This is a genomic window from Streptomyces albiflavescens (assembly GCF_014645835.1).
Taxonomy (GTDB): Bacteria; Actinomycetota; Actinomycetes; order Streptomycetales; family Streptomycetaceae; genus Streptomyces; species Streptomyces albiflavescens.
In genome coordinates, this window is record NZ_BMMM01000001.1 from 832,842 (window position 1) to 848,781 (window position 15,940).

Annotated in this window: 12 protein-coding genes and 1 pseudogene; 7 read left to right on the forward strand and 6 right to left on the reverse strand. The window is 69.4% G+C overall.

What is annotated here, in order from left to right; translation table 11 throughout:
• Position 1: 1 nt before the first annotated feature.
• Entirely contained in the window at positions 2–385 is a 384-nt protein-coding gene (locus IEY95_RS03565) for a hypothetical protein (RefSeq protein WP_189184313.1), read from the reverse strand.
• Between the two features lie 23 nt (positions 386–408).
• On the opposite strand from IEY95_RS03565, the gene IEY95_RS03570 reads away from it, so the two are divergent.
• The 7 genes and pseudogenes from IEY95_RS03570 (at position 409) to IEY95_RS03600 (ending at position 9,999) form a co-directional block, all read left to right on the forward strand.
• Positions 409–639, forward strand: a complete 231-nt coding sequence (locus IEY95_RS03570; RefSeq protein WP_189184314.1) for a hypothetical protein — start codon at positions 409–411, stop codon at positions 637–639.
• Between the two features lie 126 nt (positions 640–765).
• Complete coding sequence (locus IEY95_RS03575; RefSeq protein WP_189184315.1) at positions 766–1,713, forward strand: expansin EXLX1 family cellulose-binding protein; 948 nt, start codon at positions 766–768, stop codon at positions 1,711–1,713.
• A 253-nt stretch (positions 1,714–1,966) separates the two neighbouring features.
• Positions 1,967–2,194, forward strand: a complete 228-nt coding sequence (locus IEY95_RS50570; protein ID WP_373294430.1) for a GNAT family N-acetyltransferase — start codon at positions 1,967–1,969, stop codon at positions 2,192–2,194.
• Between the two features lie 294 nt (positions 2,195–2,488).
• Positions 2,489–4,474, forward strand: coding sequence for a beta-galactosidase (locus tag IEY95_RS03585; protein ID WP_189184316.1), 1,986 nt, complete (start codon positions 2,489–2,491; stop codon positions 4,472–4,474).
• 15 nt (positions 4,475–4,489) lie between these two features.
• Positions 4,490–6,624, forward strand: a pseudogene (locus IEY95_RS03590) (alpha-galactosidase).
• A 41-nt stretch (positions 6,625–6,665) separates the two neighbouring features.
• Entirely contained in the window at positions 6,666–8,183 is a 1,518-nt protein-coding gene (locus IEY95_RS03595; RefSeq protein WP_189184317.1) for a glycoside hydrolase family 43 protein, read from the forward strand.
• Positions 8,184–8,235: 52 nt separating this feature from the next.
• Positions 8,236–9,999 carry a cellulase family glycosylhydrolase gene (locus IEY95_RS03600; RefSeq protein ID WP_189184318.1) on the forward strand — a complete coding sequence of 588 codons (1,764 nt, stop codon included), beginning with the start codon at positions 8,236–8,238 and terminating at the stop codon, positions 9,997–9,999.
• 70 nt (positions 10,000–10,069) lie between these two features.
• On the opposite strand, the gene IEY95_RS03605 is transcribed toward IEY95_RS03600, so the two are convergent.
• From IEY95_RS03605 to IEY95_RS03625, 5 genes are all read right to left on the reverse strand, one after another.
• Positions 10,070–11,050 (reverse strand): LacI family DNA-binding transcriptional regulator, encoded by a 981-nt coding sequence (locus tag IEY95_RS03605; protein WP_229702540.1) that lies wholly within the window; start codon positions 11,048–11,050, stop codon positions 10,070–10,072.
• A gap of 243 nt (positions 11,051–11,293) precedes the next feature.
• Positions 11,294–12,001, reverse strand: a complete 708-nt coding sequence (locus IEY95_RS03610) for a glycoside hydrolase family 12 protein (RefSeq protein WP_229702541.1) — start codon at positions 11,999–12,001, stop codon at positions 11,294–11,296.
• Positions 12,002–12,093: 92 nt separating this feature from the next.
• Complete coding sequence (locus tag IEY95_RS03615) at positions 12,094–13,020, reverse strand: carbohydrate ABC transporter permease (RefSeq protein WP_189184320.1); 927 nt, start codon at positions 13,018–13,020, stop codon at positions 12,094–12,096.
• The gene (locus IEY95_RS03620; protein ID WP_189184321.1) at positions 13,017–14,069 is read right to left on the reverse strand and encodes an ABC transporter permease; all 1,053 of its coding nucleotides are present in this window, start codon (positions 14,067–14,069) and stop codon (positions 13,017–13,019) included. The genes IEY95_RS03615 and IEY95_RS03620 overlap by 4 nt, the downstream gene beginning before the upstream one ends.
• A complete protein-coding gene (locus IEY95_RS03625; RefSeq protein ID WP_189184322.1) occupies positions 14,069–15,739 on the reverse strand; it encodes an extracellular solute-binding protein in 1,671 nt (556 codons plus the stop codon). Before IEY95_RS03625 ends, IEY95_RS03620 begins: the two co-directional genes overlap by 1 nt.
• Between the last annotated feature and the right edge of the window lie 201 nt (positions 15,740–15,940).

Consider the following 15,940-nt stretch of genomic DNA (forward strand, 5'->3'; position numbering starts at 1 on the left):
TCTACGGTCGGCCGAGCACCGTATCGGCGGTTCTGACCACCAGGTCGTGGTCACGAGTCAGCTGGGGCCGCAGCGACAGCCCGCCACCGGGGCCCGCGCACCGGAGGACCGGCAACACGCTGACGTCCCGGCGGTCGACGAGATCGCCGGCCGGCATCGCCAGGCGGATCTCCGGCCCGCCGTACGCGCTCAGGCGCAGATCCCACAGCGCCTCTCCCCCGGGATGGAGTTCCGCCACCACGTCGACCGGCAGGGTGATGGGGAAGGCGCCCCGCTGATCCACGAAGCAGGGGGCGCCGATGAGATCCCCGCCGTTGCCCTGGAGCCGCGCCAGGAAGCGGTAGTGGTACGCCCGCGCTGTCCTTCCGTGGAGCGATCCCTTCAAGCAGATCGCGACGAGCTGTGCTCATGGTGCCCCGCCCGTGGCTCGCCGTGTTGCACTCCTCCGGCCCGGAGCGCTTCCGCACGGGCTCCCGGACGGGCAGCACGGGCCTCGGCGTGACCATCGCGGTCGGCCAGGCCCGTCTGCTCGGCCCCCGTCTGACCTTCCGCAACCTTCCAGCGGGAGGTGCGGAGGCAGAACTGCAGCTGATGGACGCCCCGCGCACCGGTCCGGAGGACTCACCCCCGGGTCCGTGAGCGCGGCGCCGGGCAGGACTCGGCGACCGCTCCTCGCCGACAAGCCGAAAAGGACGTCGGCAACCTTTGCGCTTCCTGCGGCCACTGAACAGTGCACCGTCGACTCGACCATCCGAACGGACAGGCATGCAGACAGCAAGGCAAGCCGCGCGGCAGCGCAGGCGCAGACACAGGCTGCTGGTGGGCACTACGGTGGCGCTGGCCGCCGCGGGCGTCGTCGCCGCCCTGGTCATGGCGTTGCTCCCCGACCGCGGGGCCGACGGGGCGTCGGTCGCGGTCGCACGCGCCGCGGGCACCCCGGCGAAAGCCACGCCGCCGACAGCCGCCCCGAGTTCCACGGGCACCCCGACCGCGACAGGCACGCCGACGCCGAAGGCTTCCGAAAACACCCGGTCAGAACGACCGTCGGCCGCGTCCACCCCGCGGGCCGCGCCAACGACGTCGACCACGGCATCGTCGGCAGGGCGGATACGGCCCGGGACCACCTACCAAGGGGTCGCCACCGCCTACGAAGCCGGCGACGGAGACGGCGCCTGTGGATTCGGCCCGAGCGACGACATGATGATCGCGGCGATGAACACCACCGACTACGAGACGTCCAGGGCGTGCGGCGCGTACGTCCACGTCCGCGCGGCGAACGGCGCCGCCATCACCGTACGGATCACCAACGAGTGCCCCCTGCCCTGCGCACCCGGGCAACTCGACCTCAGCCGGCAGGCCTTCGCCAAACTCGCCGACCTCAAGGTCGGCCGGATCCCGATCACCTGGAGCCTGGTCAGCCCGAGCACGTCCCAGACGCTGTCCATCAGGTACAAGACCGGGTCCAACCCCTACTGGTGCGGCATCCAGACGATCGGCCAACGCAATCCGGTGATGCGGCTGGAGGTCCACACCGGGAGCGGCTGGCGGCAGTTGCCCCGCACCTCTTACAACTACTTCATCTCCGCCGACGGCAGTGGGTGCGGCAGCACGATCAGAGTCACGGACATCTACGGAGAACAGCTGACCGTCAGCGGGATCGCCCTGCGGCCGAACGTCGTGCGACCGACCCAGGTCCAGTTCGCCCGGCACTGATCGCGCCGCCCGGCGCGCGTCTCCTTTCACCGGACGTCGGGGCGGCGACTGCCGATTCAGTGGCTGTTCGTCAGGAGCCGCTCCGACTCGTGGCAGTACCGGATACGGCGGAGCCCACGGTTGGCGAGCGTGCGCCCACCCCGGTAGCCAGGAGTCGCAGCAGTACCCCGGGGTCCGATGAGCCGGGACAATCGCTCTCACGAACGCATTACCCACGCTGTCGGCCACGGAGATCACCACGGATCGGCTCCGGCTGCGGAAGGCTCACGGCGCCGACAAGGAAGCCGACCGGCACGGCAGTTGGGGCGCGGGACTGGCACGCGAGGCCGCCAAGGCTCTGCTGCGCGCCGCCGCCGACGAGCTGCCCGACCAGCCGGTCCTGGTGGTGACCCTGACGGCCAACGAGAGTTCCCCCGAAGTCGCCACCCGCCTCGGCTTCCATCGCGCAGATGTCGGACGTGAAGCCGACTCTTGGTCATGAGGGCGGATTGTCGAAGCGCATCGACAGCCGTGACCCCCTGCGAAGCTGTCAATGAGCAATAGGGAAGAAGGTTTCTTGGCGTATGGACTCTTGTTTCGCACGAAACTTCTCCGTTACCTTCGCCTGGAGGTGAAGCGCTTCGACAACTGCCGAGGATGAGCCGCCGCCGTGAGTCAGCGCATCATCGCGCCGGTGACGCCGCTGCGAGCGGTCGGCGGATGAACTGGGCGCGCTCCAACCTTTCCTGACGTCTCGTCAGGGAATCACGCGTCTCTCCGTACCCAAGGAAGCCTCATGACGGCACGCAGTATCACCGACCGCCTGGGCGGCCTCGCCTTCGGCGGCGACTACAACCCCGAGCAGTGGGACGAGCCGGTCTGGAAGGAAGACGACGAACTCATGCGCCGGGCCAGGGTCAACCTGGCCACGATGGGCGTCTTCTCCTGGGCCCTGCTCGAACCGGAGGAGAGACGCTACGACTTCACCTGGCTGGACGCCCACATCGAACGCCTCCACGCGAACGGCGTGGCCGTCGACCTCGCCACCCCGACGGCCTCCCCGCCGCCCTGGTTCACCCTCGCCCACCCCGAGTCGCTGGCGGTCAGAGCCGACGGCACCCGCCTCGTCCACGGCAGCCGCGACACCTACTGCCTCGCCTCACCCGCCTACCGCAGCGCGGCCCGCCGGATCGCCTCCGCCCTGGCCGAACGGTACGGCGACCATCCCGCCCTCGCGCTGTGGCACGTGCACAACGAGTACGGCACGCTCTGCTGGTGCGACCACGCGGCGACCGCGTTCCGGGTGTGGCTGCGCGCCCGGCACGGCTCGCTGGCCACCCTCAACGAGGCGTGGGGCACGGCCTTCTGGAGCCAGCGCTACACCTCCTGGGAGCAGGTACTGCCGCCCCGCGCGACGCAGTACCACAGGAACCCCGGCCAGACAGTGGACTTCCACCGCTTCTGGGGCGACGAGATCATCGCCGCCTACTGCGAGCAGCGCGACGCGATCCGCGAGCACAGCGACCGCCCGGTGACGACGAACCTGATGCTGCCCTACGACCTGCGGCTGAACGTGTGGGCGTTCGCCCGCGAACTCGACGTCGTCAGCTCCGACCAGTACCCGGACGCGAACGGTCTCGACGGCGCCGCACACGCGGCCTTCTACGCCGACCGCACCCGCTCCCTGGCCGGCGGCCGCCCCTGGCTGCTGATGGAGCAGGGCACCAGCACGGTCTACGACGACGATCAGGTGATCGGCAAGGAGCCGGGTGACGTACTGCGCCACAGCCTCGGCCACATCGCGCGTGGTTCGGAGGGCGCCCTGTTCTTCCAGTGGCGGCAGTCCCGGGCGGGTGCCGAGACCTGGCACTCGGCGATGCTGCCGCACGCGGGCCCCGACAGCCGCATCTTCCGCGAGGTCACGCAGACCGGCGAGGCGGTCGCCCGACTCGGCGAGCTGGCGGGATCGACCGTCACCGCACGGGTGGCCGTGCTCGACGACCCGGACGCCATGTGGGCGCTGGAGGTCGACGGCCTGCCCTCCTCCCGCCTCGACTACCACGCACCGCTCGCCGGGGCGCACCGCGCGCTGTGGGACGAGGGTGTCACGGCGGACTTCGCCCACCCGGAGCACGATCTGAGCCGCTACCGGCTGGTCGTCGCGCCCTCCCTGTTCCTGCTGTCCGACAAGGGTGCGGAGAACCTTCGCCGTTACGTCGAGGGCGGGGGAACGCTCCTCGTCCAGCGCGCCACCGGCTACGTCGACGACCGCATGCACGCCCGTCTCGGCGGCTACCCGGCCGCACCGTTGCGCGAGGCGCTGGGCATCCGCGTCGAGGAGCACCGGCCGCTGCGGACGGACGAGCGGATCACCCTGTCCGACGGCTCGCACGGCACCGTCTGGAGCGAGTCCCTGCGCACCGAGGGCGCGGAGACGCTCGCCGCCTACACCCACGGCATGCTCGGGGACAGCCCGGCACTCACCCGGCACCGCTTCGGCACCGGACAGGGCTGGTATCTCTCCACCCGCCTGGACGACGCCGACTACGGCGCCCTGCTCGGACGGCTCCTGAAGGAAGCCGGCGTCGAGCCGGAGCTGCCGGACCTGCCGACCGGTGTCGAGGCCGTAACCCGGCATGCGGCCGACGGCCGCCGCTGGCACGTCCTGATCAACCACACCGAGGACACCGTGCCCCTGCCGGATCCCGCCCTCGACCTGCTCACCGGCCAGGCGGCCCACGAACTGCCGCCCGGCGCCTGCGCGGTCCTGCGCGGCCACTGACCTGAAAAGGCCACCATGGAAAAGGAACAGCGGAGCTTCCGCTGGGGTCATGAGGCCCTGCACCTCGAGTTCGTCCTCGGCGACGACGGCGACGCCCGCCTGACGCACCTCGGACTGCCGGACGAGGCGGCCAACGGCCCCCGTGGGTCCCTGCCTCTGGTGGAGGTGACGGCCACGGGTCACGGGCGCGACTGGTCGGGCAGCCGCCTGGTCCAGACGGCGATCGGCGGGCGGCTGCGCCACCGGGCCCACCGTGCGGCCCGCGACGGCGACTGGCACACCCTGACCGTCCAACTCCACGACCCGGACACCGGTCTGGTCGCGGAGGTGACCTACCGGTCACCGGACGGCATACCTGTGCTCCGCAGCGAGGTGACCCTGCGCAACGAAGGGCCGGACACGCTCCACCTGGAGTCGGTCAGCTCGTTCGCCATGGGGTGCCTCACCACGCCGGACCCGGCGGACCTGGACGCCGCCGACCTGCTGTGGGCGGAGAACGACTGGCTCGCCGAATGCCGCTGGCAGCGCCGGCCGTTGCGGCTGACCACACCGGACCACCGAGGACGCGTGAGCCACGCGAACGGCCGTTCCGGCTTCGCCCTGACCGGACAGGGCACCTGGTCCAGCTGCGGGCGCCTGCCCATGGGTGGCCTCACGGACCGGCGCACCGGCCGCAGCTGGGTGTGGCAGATCGAGCACAACGGCGGGGGCTGGCGCTGGGAGTGCGCCGAGCGTGACAAGACGGCCTACCTGGCACTGTTCGGGCCTACCGACCTCCACCACGGCTGGCGGCAGCCGCTGGAACCGGGTGCCGTCTTCCGCACCGTACCCGTGGCCCTCTCCTTCGGCGCCGACGGCGGCCCCGACGCCGCGTTCGCCGCGCTGACCCGCTACCGACGCGCCCAGCGCCGCCCGCATCCCGACCACCGGGGTCTGCCCGTCATCTTCAACGACTACATGAACTGCCTCATGGGAGACCCCACCACCGAAAAGCTGCTGCCGCTGATCGACGCGGCGGCCGAGGCCGGCGCCGAGTACTTCGTCATCGACGCGGGCTGGTACGACGACGGCGGTGACGGCTGGTGGACCACCGTCGGCGCCTGGGAACCGGCCGCCTCACGTTTCCCTGGGGAGGAGGGCATCCACAAGGTGCTGGACCGCATCCGGGAGCGCGGCATGGTGCCCGGCCTGTGGCTGGAGCCGGAGGTGATCGGCGTACACAGCCCCATGGCCGAGTCCCTGCCCGACGAGGCGTTCTTCCGCCGCGACGGCGTCCGGGTCACGGAGTCCGGCCGGCACCATCTGGACCTGCGCCATCCCGCCGCCCGCGCCACCTGGACCAGGTCGTGGACCGTCTGGTCGGCGAGTGGGGCGTCGGCTACCTCAAGCTCGACCACAACATCGACCCCGGCTCCGGCACCAGCGCCCACCCCGGCGAGAGTGCGGGCGCCGGACTGCTCGGCCACAACCGGGCGCACCTGGACTGGCTCGACGGCATCCTGGACCGCCATCCGCACCTGGTGGTGGAGAACTGCGCCTCGGGCGGCATGCGCTGGGACCACGCCCTGCTGTCGCGGCTGCAACTGCAGTCCACCAGCGACCAGCAGAACCTGCACCGCTACGCGCCCATCGCGGCCTCCGCGCCCACCGCCGTCACCCCCGAGCAGGGCGCCGTGTGGGCCTATCCGCAGCCGGAGGACTCCCTCGACGAGGTCGCCTTCACCATGGCGAGCGGCCTCCTCGGCCGTATCCACCTCTCCGGCCTCCTGCCGGAGCTGGGGCCCGAGGCCCGCGCCCTGGTCCACGAGGCGGTCGCCGTGTACAAGGCCGTCCGCGCCGACCTGCCCGGGGCCGTGCCGTCCTGGCCACTCGGGCTGCCCGGCTGGGACGACCCCTGGATCGCTCTCGCCCTGTACACCCCCGACACCACGTACCTCACCGTCTGGCGCCGCCCGGGCGGCGAGGCCACCACCACCGTCCGGCTGCCGGAACGGTCGGGCGGCGCAGCCTGTGTCGAGGTGTTGTACCCCGCCGCACGTCAGGCCGTTGCCGCCTGGAACCCCGACACCGCCGACCTCACCGTGACCCTGCCCGCAGCGCCGTCCGCGGCGCTGCTCCGCATCACCCGCACGGAACCGGACGCTCCCTGAGCGCCGCCCCTGCCGCCCACCCGACGAAAGGACGATCAAGGGTGCCCGCTCAGACCCCGCCCGCCCGCGCCGCCAACCCCGTACTCCCCGGGTTCCACCCCGACCCCAGCGTCTGCCGGGTCGGCGACGACTACTACCTCGCCTGCTCCAGCTTCGAGTACTTCCCCGGCATACCCCTCTTCCACAGCCGCGACCTGGTGCACTGGCGGCAGATCGGCAACGTCCTGGACCGGTCCGAGCAGTTGCGTCTGCCCGCCTCCATGCCGTCCTCGGGCGGCATCTACGCCCCCACGCTGCGCCATCACGACGGCCGTTTCTGGCTGATCGTCACCAACTGCAGCGAGGGCGGCGGCAACCTGATCGTCACAGCGACCGACCCGGCCGGACCGTGGTCGGATCCCGTCTGGGCACCGGGCGTGCCCGGTATCGATCCCGACCTGGCCTGGGACGAGGACGGCACCTGCTGGTGCACGGTCGCCGGGGTGTCGCAGGTCCGTATCGACCCGTCCACCGGACAGACGCACGGCACACCGCACAAGCTCTGGTCCGGCGGCCCCGGCGCGAAGGCACCCGAAGCGCCGCACCTGTACCGGGTCGGCGACTACTGGTACCTGCTCATCGCCGAGGGCGGCACCGAGCGCGGCCACGGTGTGTCGATCGCCCGCGGCCGTACGCCGACCGGCCCGTTCGAACCGCACCCGGCCAACCCGATCCTCACCCACCGCGGCACCGACCACCCCGTGCAGAACACCGGCCACGCGGACCTGGTCCAGGGCCCCGACGGCTCGTGGTGGACGGTCCTGCTCGGGGTACGGCCGCGCGGCGGCACGCCCGGCTGGCATGTGCTCGGCCGGGAGACCTTCCTGGCCCCCGTGACCTGGGAGGACGACTGGCCGGTCGTCGGCGAGGTCGCCCTGGACCTGTCCGCGCTCCCCTGGCCGCTCACCCCCGCCCCCGTCCTGGCCGAGGAACGGCGCGACGACTTCGAGCTCAGCGAACTCGGGCCGGCCTGGATCTCCGTGCGGGACCGCCCCGCCGAACTCTGCACCACCAAGGAGCGCCCCGGATGGCTGACGCTCCGCGCGCGGGGCGGCTCCCTGGACGAGCCCGACGTGGTGTTCACCGGCCGCCGCCAGCAGCACCACACCTGCCGGGCACGCACCCTGGTCGACCCCGGGCAGGGGCGCGGCGGCCTCGCCGTCCGGCTGGACGAGCGGCACCACTACGCGATCGAGGCGTCCGGCGCGGAGGTGCGGGTGATCGCGCGCGTCGGCTCCCTGCGCACGGTCGTGGCCGCCCAGTCCGTGCCCGCCGGACCTGTGGTCCTCGCCCTCACCATCGCTGACCCGCCGTCACCGCACGGGCCCTGCACCGGCCCTGACGTCGTCTCGCTGGGCGTCGAAGGCCCGGACGGAACGTTCACCGAGCTCGCGACTCTCGACGGTCGCTACCTGTCGACGGAGGTGGCCGGCGGCTTCACCGGCCGGGTCATCGGCATGTACGCCACGGCAGGCACCGTCCACTTCGACTGGTTCGACTACGAGCCCCTCGACGGCTGAACCCGAGGACGTCACGGCGCACATCATCCACGCCCGAACGAAAGGAAAGAAGATGAAGGACATACGGCTACCCGCCCGCCACCGCCGGCGCAGCCCCGGACGCCTGGCCGGCCTGCTGATGGCGCTCCTCCTCGTCATCCTGGGACTGTCCGGCAGCGCCGCGATCGCCGCGCCGGACGGCACGGCTGCTCCGGCACCGTCGAAGGTCAGAGTTCCGGCCCGTGCCATGGACGCCGTCGCCGCGATGCAGCCCAGCTGGAACCTGGGCAACACCCTGGACGCGATCCCGGACGAGACGTCCTGGGGCAACCCGAAGGTCACCAAGGACCTGTTCGACACCATCCGCGCGCAGGGCTACCGCAGCGTCCGCATCCCGGTGACCTGGACCGACCACCAGTCCGCCACCGCCCCCTACACCATCGACGCCACCTTCTTGAGCCGCGTCAAGCAGGTGGTCGACTGGGCGCAGTCCGACGGCCTGTACGTCGTGCTCAACGTCCACCATGACTCGTGGCAGTGGATCTCGAAGATGCCCGCCGACCACGACAACGTACTCGCCCGCTTCAACGCCGGCTGGACCCAGATCGCCTCGGCGTTCCGCGACGAGCCGCGCACCCTGCTCTTCGAGAGCGTCAACGAACCGGCCTTCGACAATGCCACGGACGCGCAGAAGACCCAGCTCCTGAACGAGCTGAACACCTCCTTCCACAAGGTCGTCCGCTCCTCGGGCGGCGGGAACGCGAACCGCCTGCTCGTCCTGCCCACGGTGGGCTGCACGCCCTCCCAGAACTTCATGGACTCCCTGTCCGCCACGATCGGCGCGCTGCACGACAGCAATCTGGTCGCCACCGTGCACTACTACAGCTGGTACCCGTTCAGCGTGAACATAGCGGGCGGCACCCGGTACGACGAGTCCGCCCAGAAGGACCTGAACGAGGCCTTCGCGCGGATGCACGATACGTTCGTCGCCAAGAACATCCCGGTCTACCTCGGCGAGTACGGTCTGCTCGCGTGGCCGGACCACAACCACCCCGACCGCGTGGAGCGCGGTGAGGCGCTGAAGTACTTCGAGCACCTCGGCTACGCGGCGCGCGTCGCCGGCGTCACCACCGCCCTGTGGGACCCCGGAACGTTCGCCTACCTGAATCGCGAGACGCTGAAGTGGAGCGACCCCGCCCTGTTCGCCTGGATCAAGTCGAGCTGGACCACCCGCTCGGGCACCGCCTCCTTCGACAAGGTCTTCGTGCCGAAGTCCAGCCCGATCACGGCCAAGACGCTCACTCTGAACCCCAACGGCACCAAGTTCCGCGGCCTGTGGCAGGGCAGCACCCCGCTTACTCCGGGGCTTGACTACACCGTCACCGACAACCAGCTCACCCTCACGGCGCGCGCACTGACCCGGCTGACCGGCGATCGCCGGTACGGGGTCAACGCGACGCTCCAGGCCCGGTTCTCCCGCGGGCTGCCCTGGACGATCGACGTGATCACGTCCGACACTCCGGTGCTGTCGAACGCCACGGGTACGACCGGCTCGTTCACCATTCCCACCCAGTACCGGGGTGACGTACTGGCGACCATGGAGGCCAGGTACGCCGACGGCAGCAACGCCGGTCAGGCCGGCTGGACTCCGTACCAGGAGTTCAACGCGGCCTTCTCACCGGACTACCCGGGCGGCACGATCATTCTGACTCCCGACTTCCTGAACGCGCTGCACGACGGCACAGCGGTGACGCTGACCTTCCACTTCCACAGCGGCGCCACCGTCACCTACCACGTCACCAAGTCCCAAGGCTCGGTCACCGGCACGACATCCTGAACGACCGACCCCCTCGCCCTGGTTGCCCCTCCCGGCGACCAGGGCACCGCCCCTTTCGCGCGCGGTCGCGTCACTCCTCCTTGGGCGGTGCCGTGCTCTCCCGGACGGTGAGGGTGGTCGCGATCTCCAGTCCCACCTGTGGCACTTCCTCGCCGCGGCCGAGCGCCAGGGCCAGTTCGGTAGCGGCCGTCGCCATCTCGGCCAGCGGCTGATGGACCGTGGTCAAGGGCGGATCCATCCAGGCCACGGCCGGTACGTCGTCGAAGCCCACCACGCTGAGATCGTGCGGGATGCGCAGGCCCAGCTCGCGCGCGGCCTGGTAGACCCCGAGCGCCTGCATGTCGTTGGCGGTGAACACGGCGGTGGGGCGATCGGGGCGGGACAGCAGCTCCCGCGCGGCGGCGTACCCGTGCTCGCGGGCGAGCTGGGTCTTCACGATCAGTTCGGGTTCCATCGGCAGGCCGGCTTCCGCGAGAGCGGACGAGTAGCCGGACAGCCGGGCGAGGCAGAAGGGGTGATCCGGCCCGCTGATCATGGCGATGCGCCGGTGCCCCAGTCCGACCAGATGCCGGGTTGCCGCCTGCCCGCCTCTCCAGTTCGTGGCTCCCACGAACGGCACGTGGTCGGGCAGTTCGTCGATCGGGTCGAAGACGACGAATGGAATGCCCTTCGCCGTCAGTTGTTCCCGCTCGGCTTCCGAGAGCTGGGCAACCGACAGGACGCATCGCGGGCGCCGACCGACCGTGTCGTCGATGGTCATGCCCGAGGCGTCATGGAGTCCGAACTCCGACACCAGCACACCGATCCGGTTCCTGCGGGCCACGCGCTCGACACCGCGGATGATCTCCACGGCCCACATGCTCTCCAGTTCGCGGAACACGAGCTCCACGAGATTGCTGCGGTTCTTCGGGGGCTTGCGGTAACCGTGCTGATGGATGAGCTGCTCGACGCGGGCCCGGGTCTCGTCCGACACCCCCGACCGGCCGTTGAGCACCTTCGACACAGTGGGCACGGAGACACCCGCGGATTCGGCGATGTACGCGATCGTCACCGATGGGGGTCCCTCGCCGCGTTGACCGTGTTCTCCCGTCGAAGGTGTGCCCGCTCGGTTGTCCGGCACGGTCGCTTTTCCCCCTCCCCTCGCCTGCTGTGGCGGCCATTGTCCTACAGTCCGCGAGAGAACAACGCATGGGAGCGCTCCGAAAAGCCGGGGAAGGCGACCACAAACGCACTGCGGGCCGAGGCCGCCGCGACTGGAGCAGGACGCGGAGCCGACCTCGGCCCTGATGATGGGTCAACCGCCGTTGATGGTCAGGTCGTTGGTGTTGAAGTTGAGCCCGCCGGACGACGAGGTGATCTCATAGCCGAACTGCACGTCGCCGATGATCTCGCTACCGGGCATCCAGCCCTTGGTGTAGGCGATCCAGTTGAGGATCGGCTTGACGTCCACGGTGCCGGAGCTGGAGTTGGACGTCCGCAGGAACGAGAACACCTGGTTCGACCCGTTGGTGCCCTTGTAGACGTTCCAGTTGTGGCCGCCGAGCGTGACGTTGGCCTGCCAGCTGCCGATCGGGCCGACGGCTCCGGTGTGATTGACCCAGAGCATGATCTCGTACTGGTGGGCGTTGTCCCAGATGTCGTACGACGTGTTGTACGCGCCGGACGACGGGACGCTGACGTCGTAGTTGCTGGTGAGCCGGCTGAGGGTGTCGATCGACTTGTTGATCGACTTCGTCGAGTTCGCGTAGGACTTGATGCCGCCGGTGTTGGGGTGGTCGGCCCAGACACCCCAGCCGGTCCCGGAGTTGGCCCAGATGCACTGGCCGCCCGCACCGGAGCCCCAGATGTTGTTGTAGAGCCTGTAGCCGTCCAGGCTGGTGCCGGCCCACCGGTCGCAGGAGCTCCAGACGGCGGCCGAAGCGGGGGCGGAGGCGAGGCCGACGGTGGCACCGAGAGCCATCGCCGGCGCGAGCACCGCCATGGTGATCTTGTGTTTGACCATGGTGTCCCTTCCACGGGTGGGGGGAAATGTGGGGGTTGCCACCACGCCCCCATGCTGAGGACGTGGTCCTCTCCGGCGACGAGGTCGAGGGCTCAGCCCTTGATCGCTCCGGTGAGCATGCCCTTCTTGAAGTGCCGCTGGACGAAGGGAGAAGCCACTGCGACGGGGATCAGAGCGAGGACCATCACGGCCATCTGCAGGCCCAGAGAGGAGAGTTGCCCGGTACGGACCGCCTGCTGCAAGCCCGTAGGAGCCTCGGTGTTCTTCTGGACCAGCTGGATGAGCACGTTCTGCAGCGGCATCATCTCCTGGTCGGAGAGGTAGATGGAGGCGTTGAACCAGGCGCTCCAGTACCCGACCGCGTAGAACAGCGAGATGACGGCCAGCACCGCGCGCGACAGCGGCATGATGATGGTCAGCAGGATGCGCAGGTCACTGGCCCCGTCGATGCGGGCGGACTCGGTGAGTTCGGGCGAGATGCCCATGAAGAAGGCCCGCAGGACAAGGATGTTGAAGACGCTGACCGCGCTCGGCAGGACCAGGGACAGGTAGGTGTCGGTCAGGCCCAGAGACTGCACCAGCAGGTACGTCGGGATGAGCCCGGCTCCGAAGAACATGGTCGCCATCATGGTCATCAGGAAGAACCGGTGCCCCAGACTGCCCGGCCGTGACAGGCCGTAGGCGGCCAGCACCGACACCGTCATCGAGAACAGCGTGCCGAAGAGCGTGACACCGACCGAGACCGTGATCGCCCGACTGACCTGGCCACCGCTGAGCAGTTCTGTGTAGTTGACGAAGGTGATGCCCTGGGGGATCACGACGAGGCCGCCGACCCGGTCGATCACCGGTTTCGGGGAGAGGCTGGTGACGATCACGATCCACAGCGGACCGAGCACCCCCAGGCAGCAGAGCACAAGGAAGCCGCTCTTGGCGGTGAGTCCTGCCTTGTTCGGAGGCTCCTCCCACACGGGGCGGGCGGGCGCCTGGAGGCTGCGGATGAGCTGCGTGTTGAGGCTCACTTCTGGTACACCCCCTGCTCCCCCAGCAGGTGCGCGACCTTGTTCGCCCCCAGGACGAGACAGACTCCGATGAGTCCCTTGGCCAGGCCGACCGCGGCCGCGTAGCTGAAGTCGCCGTTCTTGATACCCATGTTCCACACGTAGGTGTCGAGGACCTCGCTGGCCCCCGCGCCGACCGCGTCCCGCTGGAGCAGGAACTGCTCGAATCCGACGCTGAGCGCGTCGCCCACCCGCAGGACCAGCAGCAGCGCGATCACCGGACGCAGCGCGGGCAGCGTCACGTGCCACATGCGGCGCCAGCGCCCCGCGCCATCCATGGCGGCGGCCTCGTACAGGTCGGTGCTGACGGCGGCCAGCGCGGCGAGGAAGACGATGATCCCCCAGCCGGCGTCCTTCCACACCGCCTCCGCGATGACCAGGTACTTGAAGAGGCTCGAGTCGGTCATCAGGTCGAAGCCGCTCCACCCGTGGTTCTCGAGGGTCTGGGCGATGATGCCGGCGCCACCGAGGACCTGCTGGAAGACGGTGACCACCAGGACCCAGGAGAAGAAGTGCGGCAGATACATGATCGCCTGCGCCACGGCCCGCACCCGGGGCCGGATCACGCTGTTGATGAGCAGCGCGAGAGCGATCGGGATCGGGAAGAAGAACACCAGTTGGAGCACGAACAGGACGAGGGTGTTCTTCGCGGCGCCCCAGAACAGCGGGTCGTCGAGCATCCGCGAGAACTGCTCGACGCCGACCCACGGACTGTGGAGGATCGCCGTGACGCCGTTGCTGGAGACGTACGGGTCGTAGTCCTGGAAGGCGACGATGTTGCCGAGCAGCGGGACGTAGTTGAAGAGCAGAAGCAGCACGATGACGGGCAGAGTCATCAGGATGAGCGCGCGGTCACGGCGCAGCCGGATCCGCCAGGGAACCCTGCCTGCCTTGCTCGTCCTGCGTGGCGCCCGCACCTTGGTCCCCGCGGTGGCGACCGCGACCGTCGGTTCCTCGACGGCCGCGGGGGGACGAGTCCCGTCGGGCCTGCTCCGGGCCGTGAGAGACATCAGTTGCCGCTGCCGTTCTTGTCGAGGAGTTCCTTGTACCAGTCGCGCAGCTTGTCCCCGCCGGAGGACCTCCAAGTGGAGATGGCCGCCTGCACGTCGGACAGCTTCTTGTTGCCCCGCACGTAGTCGATCTGCAGTTGCTCGAACTGGCTGGAGAGGCTGGCATAGCGGGTCGGCTCGACGATGTTCATCCCGTACGTGGACGTCTTCTTCATGAAGGCCCCCATCCGCTGCTGCCACTCGGCCTGCTTGCGGGCGATTTCCGGGAAGTCGGGGTGGGCGAAGTAGGGAGCCGGGGCCGCCAGCATCGTCCAGGCGTTGATCACCTCGGAGTTGCCCTGGTCGGTCTTGACCGGGACGCCGTCCTTGACCGTGTAGTGGGTGCCCTCGACGCCGTAGTCGACGAGCATGCGCTCCTTGGTGCCGTACGGCGCGGCCGCGAAGTCGGCGGCGGCCAGCGCGTTCTCGACCGTCGACTTCGAGGCGCCCTTGCGGATCATCGACCAGATGGTGGCGGGCGCGGAGGCGTACAGGGTCGGGTTGCCACCGTCGGCGCCGAAGATGTCCATCGCCTCGATCCGGAAGTCCGGGTTGGCATGGGCCTGTTCGGCGGTCTTCGTGTACCAGGCGGAGGAGTCGCTGTTGAAGACCAGGATCTGTCCGGCGGTGAAGCGCTGGCCCGCGTCGCCGGTACGTGCCTTGTCGTCGGGGTGGACCACGCCGGCGTCGAAGAGCTTGCGGGTCCACTCCAGGGCTTCGAGGTATTCGGGCCGCTCGATGCCGTACCTCAGCTTGCCGTCGGCATCGATGTTCCAGCCGGGGGCGGCGCCGAAGATGCTCCCCGAGACCCAGCTCATGTCACCGCAGGCGTACACCTTGGCCCTGGCGCTGGTGGCGTCCTTGGCCCAACTGAGGAACTCGTCGGCCGACTTGGGTACGGAGTAGCCCTTCTTGTCGAAGATGTCCTTGCGGTAGTACGGCATGATGAAGGAGGCGGGGGCGGACGGCATCGGAATGCCGCGCAGCGCGCCGCCGAAGATGCTCATGCGCCAGGAGTCGGATGGGATCGCGGCCAGGTTCGGGTACTTCTTGACCTTGTCGCCCGCCAGGTAGGGGCCGAGGTCCATGAACTTCGCAATGACCGCGTTCGGGAGCTTGTTGCTGACCAGTATCCAGCTCGGCACGACCACCATGTCGGGTATGGAACTGGAGGCGAGGACGGCGCCGAGCTTCTGGGCGTAGGTGTTGCCGTCCTGGTTCTGCCAGGTGACGTTGGTGCCCGCCGCCGCGTCGACTGCCTTGTAGTAGGCGCACCCGTCCTTCGGCGGGGTGCCCCAGAGTGGGGACATGATCTTCAAGGGAGCGCCGGTACCGAGCTTGTTCGGGACCGAGGCTTGGAGACCCGCTAGGTCGATCTTGCCGGTGTAGCCGGCCGACGAACCGTTCTTCGACGGAAGATCCGGCTTGGCGACCGTGCTGGCGACGTATGCCGGAAGGAGCTTGTCGGCGGCCTTGCCCGATGTGGTCCCCTCGCCCGACCTGCTGTCCGACCCGCCACAGGCGGTGAGCAGGGGCATCCCACCGGCCACCGCTGCGGTGGCGACCACCGTGGAGGCGAGGAAGCTTCTCCGGCTGGGCCCTGAGGAGGTGGAGGCGGCATTCGGTGTCATTGCGTCAACCCTTCGTGGCGCACCAGGACACCCGGCGGTGGCCGTCGGCTGCGGTGTCTTGAGTGGAATTGGCTGAGCTGGAAGCGGACATCCCATGACTGCAACCCGATCAACAGTCGAAGCGCTTCGACGTTCTGTGAGATTAGGTGAACACCCAAGGGTGCACAAGAGTCGCTTCCAAGATTCCTCCCATGTCTTGGA

Excerpts from the sequence above, each read along its gene's own strand:
- IEY95_RS03570 (WP_189184314.1), top strand. The coding sequence starts at position 409 with ATGGTGCCCCGCCCGTGGCTCGCCGTGTTGCACTCCTCCGGCCCGGAG.
- IEY95_RS03575 (WP_189184315.1), top strand. The coding sequence starts at position 766 with ATGCAGACAGCAAGGCAAGCCGCGCGGCAGCGCAGGCGCAGACACAGG.
- IEY95_RS03585 (WP_189184316.1), top strand. The coding sequence starts at position 2,489 with ATGACGGCACGCAGTATCACCGACCGCCTGGGCGGCCTCGCCTTCGGC.
- IEY95_RS03600 (WP_189184318.1), top strand. The coding sequence starts at position 8,236 with ATGAAGGACATACGGCTACCCGCCCGCCACCGCCGGCGCAGCCCCGGA.
- IEY95_RS03610 (WP_229702541.1), bottom strand. The coding sequence starts at position 12,001 with ATGGTCAAACACAAGATCACCATGGCGGTGCTCGCGCCGGCGATGGCT.
- IEY95_RS03620 (WP_189184321.1), bottom strand. The coding sequence starts at position 14,069 with ATGTCTCTCACGGCCCGGAGCAGGCCCGACGGGACTCGTCCCCCCGCG.
- IEY95_RS03625 (WP_189184322.1), bottom strand. The coding sequence starts at position 15,739 with ATGACACCGAATGCCGCCTCCACCTCCTCAGGGCCCAGCCGGAGAAGC.